Origin of the sequence: Pantoea sp. UBA6567 (assembly GCF_002434165.1) — a bacterium.
Classification (GTDB): Bacteria; Pseudomonadota; Gammaproteobacteria; order Enterobacterales; family Enterobacteriaceae; genus Pantoea; species Pantoea eucrina.
On sequence record NZ_DJJN01000003.1, the window covers coordinates 427,805 to 440,346 of the forward strand.

Genomic DNA, 12,542 nt, shown 5'->3' on the forward strand with positions numbered 1-12,542 from the left:
GCCAGAGATAGGCTGAGTTTATCACTATTTTTACCGCTTCCGTGTCTGGTGCCCGCCCGCATGCCGGATGGGTCGATCGGCGATAAAAAAAGCCAGCACGCAGGCTGGCTAAACAATACCGGAAGCAGTATCGGACTTACCGGCGATTAATAACCGGCGCTGAGATCGTCAACCGAACGCGGATCGGAGGCGCCGTAGCGCATGCCATCAGGACCGATCATGATGCTCTGCGTGCTGCCCATTGCCGGCAGCACCTTCACGTGCTGGCCTTTCGCTTCCAGCAGGCGCAGCGTATCGGGACTGAAGCCTTTCTCCACGCGCAGCTGATCGGGCAGCCACTGATGATGAAAACGCGGCGCGTTAGTCGCTTCCGCCACGTTCATCCCGAAATCGATGCTGTTAACCACCATCTGCAGCACGGTCGTGATGATCCGGCTGCCGCCCGGACTGCCGGTGACCAGCCAGGTTTTCCCCTCTTTGGCCACAATCGTCGGTGACATGGAGGAGAGCGGACGCTTCGCCGGCTGAATCGCATTCGCCTCGCCGCCGACCAGACCGTAAACGTTTGGCGTACCCGGCTTCGCGGAGAAATCATCCATTTCGTTGTTCATCAGGATGCCGCTGTTGCCTGCCACGATCCCGCTGCCAAAGTAGGTGTTCAGGGTATAGGTTACCGCCACAGCGTTGCCCGCTTTATCCACCACCGAGAAGTGGGTGGTCTGATTGCTCTCGTACGGTGCCAGCTTACCCGGTTTGATCTCTGACGACGGCCGCGCTTTGCTGACATCGATCTGCTGCGCCAGGGTCCTGGCATAGGCTTTGCTGGTCAGCGCCTGCTGCGGCACTTTAACGAAATCGGGATCGCCAAGATACTCTGAGCGATCGGCGTAAGCGTACTTCTCCGCTTCTGCCATGACCTGCATGGCGTCTGCGCTGCCAAAGCCCCACTTCGCCAGATCGAAGTTCTCCAGGATATTCAGGATCTGCACAATGTGGATCCCGCCCGATGAGGGTGGCGGCATAGAGAACACTTCATAGCCGCGGTAGGTGCCGCTGACCGGTTTACGCTCTACGGCACGGTAAGCGGCGAGATCCGCTTTGCCAATCAGCCCGCCGTGCTGTGCCATCTCGCCGGCGATCTCATCAGCAATGCGGCCGGTATAAAACGCATCGGCTCCCTGCTGCGCAATCAGCTGCAGGCTGCGCGCCAGGTTCTTCTGCACCAGCCGATCGCCTTTCTGGTAAGGTCTACCATCCGCTTTGTAAAAAATTGCCCGGCTGGTGGCGTGATTGATCAGGTTCTCTTTGCCATAGGTGGCGAGATCGTCCGCCAGCGCATCGTTGACGATAATGCCGTCACGCGCCAGCTTTATAGCCGGGGCCAGCAGCGTGCGCAGCGGCAGCGTGCCATACTTCTTTGCCGCCAGCGCAAATCCCGCAACCGTACCCGGCGTGCCAGACGCCAGGTGAGAAGTAAGTGATAACTTACTATCCGCATTACCCTGCTTATCAAGGAACATATCGCGCGAGGCGCGCGCCGGCGCCATTTCACGAAAGTCGATAGCAGCAGTCCGCCCGGACGCCGTGCGCAGCAGCATAAAGCCGCCACCGCCGAGATTACCCGCCTGCGGATGAGTAACGGCCAGCGCAAAGCCCACGGCGATCGCCGCATCCACCGCATTGCCGCCCTGCCTGAGAATATCCACGCCCACCTGCGTTGCCATCGCATCCACCGAAGCGACCATGCCGTGCTGCGCTTTCACCGGATGAAAGGTGTCGCTGTCAACGCCATAGGAGATCGGCGGCGCGCTTGCGGGCGCCGCAGCAGCCCCCTGCACCACGGTAAAACTCATTAACATCGCCCAGCTCAACTGGCGCAACCTGCCTGCTGTCCTCATCCTGCCACCATCCTTTTCAGTTGTTTACATTTGTTATTTATCGATGCAAGTGTTTGCTAAAGCAGTAAAAACATAACACTTAACGCAAATTGCACGCACGCCCGATTTCAGGCTTTGTGATATCGCATAAACTTATGATTAAGAGGCAGACGACCTGCGGGCCGCCTGTTTACACAGCAGGTCAGACGATCGGAGGGAATAATGAAAACATGGCTTATTGCGCTGGCAGCCCTGCTGCCGCTGAGCGGTATGGCAAATACGCTGAATAACAATAATGTGAATCAGCCCGGCTATAACCCAAGCCAGCAGCGTATGCAGACCCAGATGCAGACCCAGCAGCAGCAGCAGCAGCGCCTGCTGCACCAGGATCAGCAGCGGCAGACGCAAAATATGCAGCGGCAGCTGCAGGAAAAACGCGACAGCACCCGGCAGCAGGTACTGCAGTCGCAGCCGGGTCAGAATACGCAGCAGAACGGCACCATGCCGAATAACAACTAACTGAAATCGGGACCGATAATGTCGATGCGATCGGTGCAGATGGCATCCACACCCCAGCTCAGCAGCTCGCGGGCACGCGCGGGCTGGTTAACCGTATAGGCCAGGATATGCAACCCGGCTGCCTTCAGCAGCGCAGTGCGCTCCGCGTCGAGCAGCCGGTAATTCAGGTGAATCGACACGCACTCCAGCCGGCTGGTCAGCGCCTGCCATGCGTCATCCCACTCATCGAGCAGCAGACCGCGCGGCAGCTCTGGCGCAGCCTGCTGTGCTGCCGCCAGCGCTTCAGGTGAGAATGAGGAGAGCAGCGGAGGTGTCTGCCCCTGCCAGAGCTGACGGGCGGCGAGCGCCACGGCAGCGCCCGTCTCCGCGTCGGTGCCGGTGGTGGGTTTAATTTCGATGTTCGCCATCATCCGGTGCTGACGACAGCGCGCCGCCACGTCCGTCAGCAGCGCCAGCGGCTCGCCCGTAAACGCCCCGCTGAACCAGTCGCCGGCATCGAGCTGTGCCAGCTGCGCCCACGTCTGTTCGCCCGCCACGCCCCAGCCGCTGCTGGTGCGATCGAGCGTGTCATCGTGCAGCAGAAAGATCTGTTTATCCTGCGAGAGTTTGGCATCAAACTCAATCATGGTATGGCCATAACGCGCGCCGGTATCAATTGCCGCCAGCGTGTTTTCCGGCGCGAGTTTACCGCCGCCGCGATGGGCCACAATTTTCGGGTAGGGCCAGTTGTTGTTACTCATTCCAGACGTTTTCCATGAACAGCATCGAAGAAGTGTAACGCATCCGGCGGCAGATGCAGCCACAGCGTGCTGCCCGCCTGCGGACGTTCGCTGTGCGGCAGCCGTACCACCAGCCGCGCCTGACCAAGATGGCCGTGTGCCAGGTTATCCGCGCCGAGGATCTCCAGCGTATCGACCACCAGCGGCACGCCGCCTGCTTCACGCGAAGAGAGATGAATATGCTCAGGACGGATGCCGAGCGTCAGCGGCCTGTTAGCCCACTGCGGCCGTCTCTCGCCCAGCGGCAGGCTGTTCAGCGCATCCAGCGTAAAGTGCAGGCCATCGCGGCTGATCTCTCCTGGCAGCAGGTTCATCGCCGGGGAGCCGATAAAGGCGGCAACAAACTGGCTGGCCGGACGCTCATAAACCTCTACCGGCGTGCCAACCTGCTCCACAATCCCTTTGTTCATCACCATCACCCGCTCCGCCAGCGTCATCGCCTCAACCTGATCGTGCGTGACGTAAAGGCTGGTGGTTTTCAGACGGCGGTGCAGCTGCTGCAGTTCAAGACGCATCTGCACGCGCAGGCGCGCATCAAGGTTGGAGAGGGGTTCATCGAACAGGAAGACAGCCGGTTCACGCACGATAGCGCGTCCCATCGCCACACGCTGCCGCTGCCCGCCCGAGAGTTCACGCGGTCGCCGGTTCAGCAGGTGGTCAAGCTCCAGACTACGCGCGGTCTCCAGCACGCGCTGGGCGATCTGCGCTTTGCCCATGCCGCGGATTTTCAGGCCATAGCCCATGTTTTCGCCTACCGTCATATGCGGGTAGAGCGCGTAGTTCTGAAACACCATCGCAATGCCGCGATCTTTCGGCTCCATCTCCGTGACCCGCTGCTCAGCAATAAAAATGTCGCCGGAGCTGACGCGCTCGAGTCCGGCCACCATGCGCAGCAGCGTCGACTTGCCGCAGCCGGAGGGCCCCACCATCACCATAAACTCGCCCTCGTTGATGGTGATGGTCAGCGGCTGGATCACCGCATTTTTGCCGTCATACGATTTCGTCACGCTCTGTAAGGTTACGCCTGCCATCTATTTCTCATTCTCCACCAGGCCACGCACAAACGCGCGCTGCATTACAAGAACCACCACAACCGGTGGGATCAGGGTTAATAACATCGCCGCCATCACTTCATTCCACTGCGTCGGGCCGCCGCTGGTGTTGATCATGCTTTTTACCCCCGCCACGGCGGTGCTCAGACTGGCATCATTGATAATCAGCAGCGGCCAGAGATACTGATTCCAGCCGTAGATAAAGGTGATCACAAACAGCGCGGCAAGATTGGTTTTTGACAGCGGCAGAACAATGTCCCAAAAGAAGCGCATCGGCCCGGCACCGTCAATGCGCGCGGCTTCAATCAGCTCGTCCGGCAGCGACAGGAAGAACTGGCGGAACAGAAAGGTGGCCGTTGCCGACGCCATCAGCGGCAGCGTCAGCCCGCTGTAGCTGTCGAGCAGATTAAGGGTGGCGATCACCTCAACCGTCGGGAAGATACGCACTTCAACCGGCAGCATCAGCGTAATGAAAATCAGCCAGAAAAAGAGCGTGCGCAGCGGAAAGCGAAACCAGACCAGCGCAAAAGCTGAGAGCATAGAGACGCTGATTTTGCCGATCGTAATCGCCAGCGCCATGATAAAGCTGTTCAGCAACATCATGCCAAACGCGGCGCTGCCGTTAACGCCCTGCGTCCAGATACGCGAAACGTTCTCCCACAGATGCGTGCCGGGCACCAGCGTCATCGGGACCTGATAAACCGCGGTGTTATCCAGCGTGGCGGCGACAAAGGCGACATAGAGCGGAAACAGAATGGTCAGCACGCCCAGAATCAGCAGCGTGTGGCTGAAAATATCCAGCCCGCGTCGGTTCTCAATCATTGATATTGCACCTTACGCTCAACAAAGCGGAACTGCAGAATAGTGAGGCCAATCACCAGCAGCATCAGCACGACTGACTGCGCGGCAGATGAGGAGAGATCGAGACCGGTAAATCCTTCCCGATAAATTTTGTAGATAAGCGTGGTGGTGGACTGTACCGGCCCGCCACCGGTGGCGGCATCAATGACCGGGAAGGTATCAAAGAAGGCGTAGACCAGGTTGACCACCAGCAGAAAGAAGCTCACCGGCGTAATCAGCGGCAGAGAAAGATGAAAAAAGCGCCGTACCGGCCCGGCCCCGTCGATAGCGGCCGCCTCAGTCAGCGACTTCGGAATCGACTGCAGCGCCGCGAAGAAAAACAGAAAGTTGTAGCTCATCTGCTGCCAGATAGAGGCGAGCACGATCAGAAACATCGCCTGACCGCTGTTCTGCGCATAGTTCCAGTTATAGCCCATCTGATTAAGCAGATGGCTAAGCAGCCCAAGCCCTGGATTAAAGAGGAACATCCACAGCACTGCGGCGACCACCGGTGCCACCGCGTACGGCAGCAGCAGCAGGGTCTGATAGAGCTTCTGCAGACGCACAACATAGTCAACCAGCCCGGCCAGCAGGAGCGAGAACAGCATCCCCAGCACCGTGACCAGCAGGCTGAACACTATCGTGGTCCAGAAGGAGTCGAGATAGTAGGGATCGCTGAACAGACGGCTGAAGTTCTCCAGCCCGACAAAGGTGCTGGAGATGCCAAACGGATCGATGCTCTGCAGCGAATACCAGAGTGCTTCTCCGGCAGGCCAGAGAAAGAAGATGGCGGTGATAATCAGCTGCGGTGCCATCAGCAAATAGGGCAGCAGCCGGGCACGAAAGACCGGACGAGACGATGAGGGCATAGCGAACTCACGCTGAAAGCGGGAGCGACCCAGCGCCGCTCCCGGTGGATCGGATTTATTTCACCTGCTGTTCAAAGCGACGCAGCAGTGCATTACCGCGCTTAACCGCGTTATCCAGTGCTGCCTGCGGCGTCTGCTTGCCGGTCCAGACGCCTTCCAGCTCTTCATCTACCACCGTGCGGATTTGCGGCATATTGCCGAGACGCATCCCTTTGGTGTATGGCAGCGGATCTTTGTTGAGCATCTGCCGGGTAGCGATATCCGCGCCCGGGTTCTTCTCATAGAAACCCTGCTTTCTGGTCAGCTCGTAGGCGGCGGTAGTGATCGGCAGGTAGCCGGTTTTCTGATGCCATTCGGCGGCAATCTCCGGCTGCGCGAGGAACTTCATAAACTCCGCCGCCCCTTTATAGGTGGCCGCATCTTTGCCTTTCATCACCCACAGGCTGGCGCCACCGATGATGGCGTTCTGCGGTGCTTCAGGCACGGTCTCGTCATACGGCATCATGCCTACGCCGAAGTTAAATTTGGCGTAGTGCTTGATATCCGCCAGCGAGCCGGAAGAGGCGGTCGTGATCCCGCAGTCGCCGTTATAAAACTTGGCGGTCGGCTCATCCTTGCGTCCAAAGTAGGTAAAATCACCTTTTTTGTTCATCTCTTCGAGCATCTGGATATGCCGCACCTGCACCGGCTTGTTGAACTCCAGCACCGCATCCGTGCCGTCGAAGCCGTTGTTTTTACTGGCTACCGGCAGCGCATGCCACGCGCTGAAGTTTTCAATCTGGATCCAGCCCTGCCAGCCGCTGGCATAGCCGCAGCTCATGCCGGCTTTACGCAGCGCAGCGGCGTCTTTTGCCAGCTCCTGCCAGGTTTTCGGCGGCTGCTCCGGATCCAGCCCCGCTTTTTTAAAGGCATCTTTGTTGTAGTAGAGCACCGGCGTTGAGCTGTTAAACGGCTGAGAGATCAGCTGACCGCTGCTGTCGCTGTAGTAACCCGCCACGGCTGGCACAAACTGCTTCGCATCCATCTGCACGCCAGCCTGGCTGAACACGTCGTGCACCGGCACAATCGCTTTCGAGGCCATCATGGTTGCCGTACCGACTTCATAGACCTGCAGCAGCGCAGGCGCTTTACCGGTGCGTACCGCTGCGATCCCCGCCGCCAGGCTCTGCTCGTAGTTACCTTTGTAAGTGGGCACAATTTTGTAATCGGGATGCGCCTGGTTAAAACGCTGTGCCAGAGAGTCAACTTCTTTGCCTAACTCCCCTTCCATTGAGTGCCAGAAAGGGATTTCGGTCGCAGCCAGCGCGTTACCGCTGAGCGCCAGACCAAGCAACACACTCATCAGACGGGGACGAAGCGTTAAAGCGGTCATAAAGTTTTCCTGTGCTGTTAGGTACGCGCAATATCACGCATTTTTTGTTCGCGGAGTAACATGACACGGGAAGATGATAGAAAAATAACCGAAATATGACAGAGATATGACACACAGAAACGCGCCAGCCGGGCGGTAAAACGTGAACGTTGTGCACATTTTTCAGCAAAAAAGCGGCAGGCAGGAAAAAGGCGGCCCGGCAGGATACCGGGCCGCAGGCCGATCAGGCACCGAGATAGGCGCTGCGCACCGCTTCGTTAGAGAGCAGCGCCTCACCGCTGTCCTCCAGCACCACGTGACCGTTCTCCAGCACGTAACCGCGATCGGCAAGCTTCAGCGCCTGATTGGCGTTTTGCTCAACCAGAAAGATGGTCATCCCCTCTTTACGCAGCTGCTCAATAGTGTCAAAAATCTGCTGGATGATGATAGGCGCCAGCCCGAGCGAGGGTTCATCCAGCAGCAGCAGACGCGGCTGGCTCATCAGCGCACGACCAATCGCCAGCATCTGCTGTTCACCGCCGGACATGGTACCGGCACGCTGCACTTTGCGTTCTGCCAGCCGGGGAAAGAGCTGGTAAACCCGCTCAATACGCGTCTGATACTCATGCCGGCTGGCAAAGAAACCGCCCATCGCCAGATTCTCCTCCACCGTCATGCGGGAAAACACCCGACGCCCTTCCGGCACGATCGCGATCGCCTCCCGCATGATTTTTGCCGTCTGCCAGTCGGTAATGGTTTTTCCGTCAAACACAATGGTGCCGCTGGTGGCGCGTGGCTCGCCGCACAGCGTACCCAGCAGCGTGGTTTTACCGGCGCCGTTGGCACCAATCAGCGTGACGATCTCCCCCTGACTGATATGCAGATTAATATTGTGCAGCGCCTGGATCGGACCGTAGTGGGCGCTTACACCCTGCAGCGTTAACATCGGGTTTGCCATCTTACGCCTCACCTAAATAAGCCCGGATCACGTCCGGGTTGTTGCGGATCTGTTCCGGTGTACCGTTCGCCAGCGGCGTTCCCTGATTGACCACGTAGATGCGGTCGGAAATGCCCATCACCAGCTTCATATCGTGTTCAATCAGCAGTACTGATACCTTGTGCTCGCTGCGCAGCTCGGCGATCAGCGCATCCAGCTCATGCGTTTCACGCGGGTTAAGGCCCGCGGCCGGTTCGTCCAGCATCAGGATCTCCGGGCGCGTGACCATGCAGCGGGCAATTTCCAGCCGGCGCTGCTGGCCGTAAGCCAGATTACCCGCCTGGCGGTTTGCCAGCTCCAGCAGGCCGATACGCTCCAGCCAGATGGCTGCGCGATCGAGCGCCTCGCTCTCACCGCGGCGAAACGCCGGTGTTTTTAACAGGCCGGAAAAGACGCCGCTTTTCAGATGCTGATGCTGCGCCACCAGCAGATTTTCAATCACCGTCATCTCACGGAACAGCCGCACGTGCTGAAACGTGCGCACAATGCCCATGCGCGCGATTTTCTGTCCCGGCAGGCCCTGCAGCGGCCGATCGCGCAATTTAATGGTGCCGCCGGTCGGCTTATAGAAGCCGGTCAGGCAGTTAAACACGGTGGTTTTACCGGCACCGTTGGGTCCGATAAGCGAAACAATTTCCTGCGGATGCAGCGCCAGTGCCACATTGTTGACGGCCAGCAGGCCGCCAAAACGCATCATCAGGCCTTCAACGGCTAATAAAGGCTGACTCATGCCTGCTCTCCCTGTTTGCTCTTTTTCAGTTTCAGATGCGGACGCTTCATCGGTAGCAACCCCTGCGGACGCCAGATCATCATCAGCACCATCAGGCCGCCCAGCACCAGCATGCTGTACTCATTAAGATCGCGCATCAGTTCACGCGATACCACCAGCAGGATCGCCGCGAGGATCACCGCCAGCTGAGACCCCATCCCACCCAGTACCACGATAGCCAGCACAAAAGCGGATTCAACAAACGTAAACGACTCCGGGCTAACAAAGCCCTGGCGCGCTGCAAACAGCGTCCCGGCAAAACCGGCAAATACGGCGCTGATGGTAAAGGCGGTCAGCTTGATGCGCGTCGGGCTCAGCCCCAGCGAGCGGCAGGCGATCTCATCTTCGCGCAGCGCTTCCCATGCGCGCCCCAGCGGCATACGCAGCAGGCGATTGATCACAAATAGCGTCAGTACCACCAGCAGCAGCGCGACCAGATAGAGGAAAATCACGCGGTGATTGGGGTTGTAGGCAAGCCCGGTCAGCTCGTGGAACGTCGTCCAGCCCCCTTCGCTGACGCGGCGGCCAAACTCAATGCCAAACAGGCCGGGTTTGGGGATTTGCGCGATACCGTTCGGCCCGCCGGTAATCGACGTACTGTTCAGCAGCAGAATACGCACGATTTCACCGAAACCGAGCGTGACAATCGCCAGATAGTCGCCGCGCAGGCGCAGCACCGGAAATCCCAGCATCAGGCCAAAGGCGCCCGCCACGATGCCCGCCAGCGGCAGGCTCTCCCAGAAGCCAAAACCGTAGTAATGGTTCAGCAGCGCAAAGGTATAGGCGCCAATGGCATAAAAACCGCCGTAGCCCAGCACCAGCAGTCCGGAGAGGCCAACCACCACGTTAAGCCCCAGTCCCAGCATGACGTAGATCAGCGTCAGCGTAGCAATGTCGATGCTGCCGCGTGAGGCAAACAGCGGCCACGCAACGGCAGCGACGATCAGCAGCGCCATCAGCAGTTTCTGCTTCGCGGTAGATCCATCAAACGCCGGCAGCACAAAGGCTTTACCGCTGCGGTGAAACCGGCCTGAAAACAGCGGACGCAGCAGCTGAAAGATAAAGACCACCGCGCAGCCAGCGAAGATCCAGTTCCAGCGAACCTCGCCCGCGCTGACCACAATCAGCCGGGTGCCATCCAGGTCGAGACGCATGCCCATAAAGAAGCTGGCCAGTACCAGCAGCATTGCCGCGGAAAGCACGGCGTTAAGCAGCCCGAGACGCTTCATACTTTCTCTACCTCCGGGCGGCCCAGGATACCGGTTGGCATCACCAGCAATACCACGATCAGCAGCGCAAAGGAGACCACATCTTTATATTCCGTCGAGAGGTAAGCTGACGTCAGCGCTTCCGCAATGCCGAGTACCAGTCCGCCAATCATGGCGCCCGGAATACTGCCGATACCGCCCAGCACCGCTGCAGTAAATGCTTTCATGCCGGCCATAAAGCCGATAAACGGGTTGATTGAGCCGTAGAACTGCCCCAGCAGCACGCCAGCAACCGCTGCCATAGCCGCACCAATCACAAAGGTCAGCGAAATGACGCGGTCGGTATTGATGCCCAGCAGGCTCGCCATTTTCAGATCTTCTGCGCAGGCGCGGCAGGCGCGGCCCATACGCGAATAGCGGATAAACAGCGTCAGCGCCAGCATTGCCAGAAACGTCACTACCCAGATCACCAGCTGCATGGTGGTGAGCGTGGCGGCGAAGCCGTTGCTTTCACCCAATGTCCACTGGCCGGTGATCAGACTCGGCAGCGCCAGATCGCGCGAGCCCTGGGTCAGGCTGACGTAGTTTTGCAGGAAAATAGACATCCCGATGGCGGAGATAAGCGCAATCAGCCGCTTGGAAGAGCGCACCGGCTTATAGGCAACGCGTTCAATACTCCAGCCGTAAGCGCTGGAGATGATCACTGCCATGATAAAACCGGCGGCGATCATCAGCCACGAGGTATCAATGCCCATCATCATCAGGGCGGCAATGACAATAAAAGAGACATAGCTGCCGATCATGTAAACCTCGCCGTGGGCGAAGTTGATCATGCCGATAATGCCATACACCATGGTGTAGCCAATCGCGATCAGCGCATAGGTGCTCCCGAGGGTGACCCCGTTGAACATCTGCTGAATAAAATAGAGAAACTGCTCGGACATAATGAGGACCTGCAAGTGGATCAGAGATTCCCTCTCTGGGGTAAGAAAGGGTCAGGGCAGCAAACCGCTCGCGGCGCGTCTGCCAGCTCCCTGCCCCCGCCCGCGCACGGGAGGGGGAGATAGTTACGCTATGCGGTAGAACCGGTTAACAGCGCTTATTTCACTGCGGTTGATGAGCCATCTTTGTGCCATTTAAACACGCCGAACTCGAACCCTTTCAGATCGCCTTTCTGATCCCAGCTCAGGTTGCCCATCACGGTTGGCACCGGTGCGCCCTCTTTCAGGTTTTTTGCAATCGCATCGGGCTCATCGCTTTTGCTGCGCTCAATGCCCGCCACCAGCGACTGGATTGCGGCATAGGTGGTCCAGACAAACGGGCCGGTCGGATCTTTGCGGTTTGAAGCGCTGTTGCCCTTAATGGCATCAACGATCGCTTTGTTCTCCGGCAGCTGGTCATAACGCTTTGGCAGCGTGACGTACAGCCCTTCTGACGCATCGCCAGCAATATTGGAGAGTGAGGCGTTACCCACGCCCTCTGGTCCCATAAAGCCCGCTTTCAGGCCGGCAGTTTTTGCCTGGCGCAGGATCTGCCCCAGCTCCGGGTAGTAGCCGCCGTAGTAAACAAAATCGACGTTCTCTTTCTTCAGGCGGGCAATCAGCGTGGAGAAATCTTTATCGCCGGCGGTGATGCCCTCAAACAGCACCACGTTGCCACCTTTGGCCTTCAGGGTTTTCTGCACGGACTCCGCCAGACCCTGGCCGTACTGCTGCTTGTCATGCACAACGGCAATACGCTTCGGCTTGATCTGCTCCAGAATATAGGTCGCTGCCGTCGGCCCCTGATCGGAGTCGAGACCGGTAGTGCGCATAACGTCAGCATAGCCACGCGCCGTCAGTTCAGGGGCGGTGGCGGCCGGCGTGATCATCAGAATGCCTTCATCGTTATAGATGTCAGACGCAGGCTGCGTAGAAGAGGAGCAGAGATGGCCGATAACATATTTAATGCCGTCGTTAACCACTTTGTTCGCCACCGCAACCGCCTGTTTCGGGTCGCACGCGTCGTCATACTCCACGCCAACCAGCTTGTCGCCGTTTACGCCGCCTTTGGCATTAATATCTTTAATCGCCTGCGCTGCGCCCGTGAACTGCATATCACCATATTGCGCCACCGGGCCGGTTGCTGCACCTACGATAGCAATTTTGATATCAGCAGCCAGCGCGGCATGGCTCATTGCCAGCGCAACGCAGCCCGCCAGTAACGCGCGTCCTTTACTCATCTTCATGCGTACTTCCCCATCTGTTATGTCGTGTCTGTTGTGATTGGTTTTATTTCAGCC

12 protein-coding genes are annotated in these 12,542 nt (G+C 58.4%); 1 reads left to right on the plus strand and 11 read right to left on the minus strand.

All coding sequences use genetic code 11. The annotated features are described in order from the left end of the window. Positions 1-146: 146 nt before the first annotated feature. Positions 147-1,898: a gamma-glutamyltransferase gene (gene ggt / locus B4M48_RS03210; RefSeq protein ID WP_071668454.1), complete on the minus strand. Its 1,752-nt coding sequence runs from the start codon at positions 1,896-1,898 to the stop codon at positions 147-149. A 201-nt stretch (positions 1,899-2,099) separates the two neighbouring features. On the opposite strand from ggt, the gene B4M48_RS03215 reads away from it, so the two are divergent. Then, positions 2,100-2,396 carry a DUF2756 domain-containing protein gene (locus tag B4M48_RS03215; protein ID WP_039381941.1) on the plus strand — a complete coding sequence of 99 codons (297 nt, stop codon included), beginning with the start codon at positions 2,100-2,102 and terminating at the stop codon, positions 2,394-2,396. On the opposite strand, the gene ugpQ is transcribed toward B4M48_RS03215, so the two are convergent. From ugpQ to B4M48_RS03265, 10 genes are all read right to left on the minus strand, one after another. Continuing rightward, the gene (gene ugpQ, locus B4M48_RS03220; protein WP_286876921.1) at positions 2,393-3,136 is read right to left on the minus strand and encodes a glycerophosphodiester phosphodiesterase; all 744 of its coding nucleotides are present in this window, start codon (positions 3,134-3,136) and stop codon (positions 2,393-2,395) included. The two genes, B4M48_RS03215 and ugpQ, sit on opposite strands and share 4 nt — an antisense overlap. Next, positions 3,133-4,206, minus strand: a complete 1,074-nt coding sequence (locus B4M48_RS03225) for a sn-glycerol-3-phosphate import ATP-binding protein UgpC (RefSeq protein ID WP_039381936.1) — start codon at positions 4,204-4,206, stop codon at positions 3,133-3,135. The genes ugpQ and B4M48_RS03225 overlap by 4 nt, the downstream gene beginning before the upstream one ends. Further along, complete coding sequence (ugpE, locus tag B4M48_RS03230; RefSeq protein ID WP_039381934.1) at positions 4,207-5,049, minus strand: sn-glycerol-3-phosphate ABC transporter permease UgpE; 843 nt, start codon at positions 5,047-5,049, stop codon at positions 4,207-4,209. Beyond that, positions 5,046-5,936, minus strand: a complete 891-nt coding sequence (ugpA, locus tag B4M48_RS03235; RefSeq protein WP_288655903.1) for a sn-glycerol-3-phosphate ABC transporter permease UgpA — start codon at positions 5,934-5,936, stop codon at positions 5,046-5,048. The genes ugpE and ugpA overlap by 4 nt, the downstream gene beginning before the upstream one ends. 55 nt (positions 5,937-5,991) lie before the next feature. Beyond that, entirely contained in the window at positions 5,992-7,308 is a 1,317-nt protein-coding gene (ugpB, locus tag B4M48_RS03240) for a sn-glycerol-3-phosphate ABC transporter substrate-binding protein UgpB (protein WP_071668456.1), read from the minus strand. A 223-nt stretch (positions 7,309-7,531) separates the two neighbouring features. Further along, complete coding sequence (gene livF, locus B4M48_RS03245; RefSeq protein ID WP_071668457.1) at positions 7,532-8,245, minus strand: high-affinity branched-chain amino acid ABC transporter ATP-binding protein LivF; 714 nt, start codon at positions 8,243-8,245, stop codon at positions 7,532-7,534. A gap of 1 nt (position 8,246) precedes the next feature. After that, entirely contained in the window at positions 8,247-9,014 is a 768-nt protein-coding gene (gene livG / locus B4M48_RS03250) for a high-affinity branched-chain amino acid ABC transporter ATP-binding protein LivG (RefSeq protein ID WP_039381923.1), read from the minus strand. Then, positions 9,011-10,282, minus strand: a complete 1,272-nt coding sequence (locus B4M48_RS03255; RefSeq protein WP_039381921.1) for a high-affinity branched-chain amino acid ABC transporter permease LivM — start codon at positions 10,280-10,282, stop codon at positions 9,011-9,013. Before B4M48_RS03255 ends, livG begins: the two co-directional genes overlap by 4 nt. Then, positions 10,279-11,205, minus strand: coding sequence for a high-affinity branched-chain amino acid ABC transporter permease LivH (gene livH / locus B4M48_RS03260; RefSeq protein ID WP_071668458.1), 927 nt, complete (start codon positions 11,203-11,205; stop codon positions 10,279-10,281). The genes B4M48_RS03255 and livH overlap by 4 nt, the downstream gene beginning before the upstream one ends. Before the next feature lie 155 nt (positions 11,206-11,360). Continuing rightward, positions 11,361-12,488, minus strand: a complete 1,128-nt coding sequence (locus tag B4M48_RS03265) for a branched-chain amino acid ABC transporter substrate-binding protein (RefSeq protein ID WP_071668459.1) — start codon at positions 12,486-12,488, stop codon at positions 11,361-11,363. Between the last annotated feature and the right edge of the window lie 54 nt (positions 12,489-12,542).

Coding starts and splice junctions, on each gene's coding strand:
- ggt (WP_071668454.1), bottom strand. CDS start 1,898: ATGAGGACAGCAGGCAGGTTGCGCCAGTTGAGCTGGGCGATGTTAATG.
- B4M48_RS03215 (WP_039381941.1), top strand. CDS start 2,100: ATGAAAACATGGCTTATTGCGCTGGCAGCCCTGCTGCCGCTGAGCGGT.
- ugpQ (WP_286876921.1), bottom strand. CDS start 3,136: ATGAGTAACAACAACTGGCCCTACCCGAAAATTGTGGCCCATCGCGGC.
- B4M48_RS03225 (WP_039381936.1), bottom strand. CDS start 4,206: ATGGCAGGCGTAACCTTACAGAGCGTGACGAAATCGTATGACGGCAAA.
- ugpE (WP_039381934.1), bottom strand. CDS start 5,049: ATGATTGAGAACCGACGCGGGCTGGATATTTTCAGCCACACGCTGCTG.
- ugpA (WP_288655903.1), bottom strand. CDS start 5,936: ATGCCCTCATCGTCTCGTCCGGTCTTTCGTGCCCGGCTGCTGCCCTAT.
- ugpB (WP_071668456.1), bottom strand. CDS start 7,308: ATGACCGCTTTAACGCTTCGTCCCCGTCTGATGAGTGTGTTGCTTGGT.
- livF (WP_071668457.1), bottom strand. CDS start 8,245: ATGGCAAACCCGATGTTAACGCTGCAGGGTGTAAGCGCCCACTACGGT.
- livG (WP_039381923.1), bottom strand. CDS start 9,014: ATGAGTCAGCCTTTATTAGCCGTTGAAGGCCTGATGATGCGTTTTGGC.
- B4M48_RS03255 (WP_039381921.1), bottom strand. CDS start 10,282: ATGAAGCGTCTCGGGCTGCTTAACGCCGTGCTTTCCGCGGCAATGCTG.
- livH (WP_071668458.1), bottom strand. CDS start 11,205: ATGTCCGAGCAGTTTCTCTATTTTATTCAGCAGATGTTCAACGGGGTC.
- B4M48_RS03265 (WP_071668459.1), bottom strand. CDS start 12,488: ATGAAGATGAGTAAAGGACGCGCGTTACTGGCGGGCTGCGTTGCGCTG.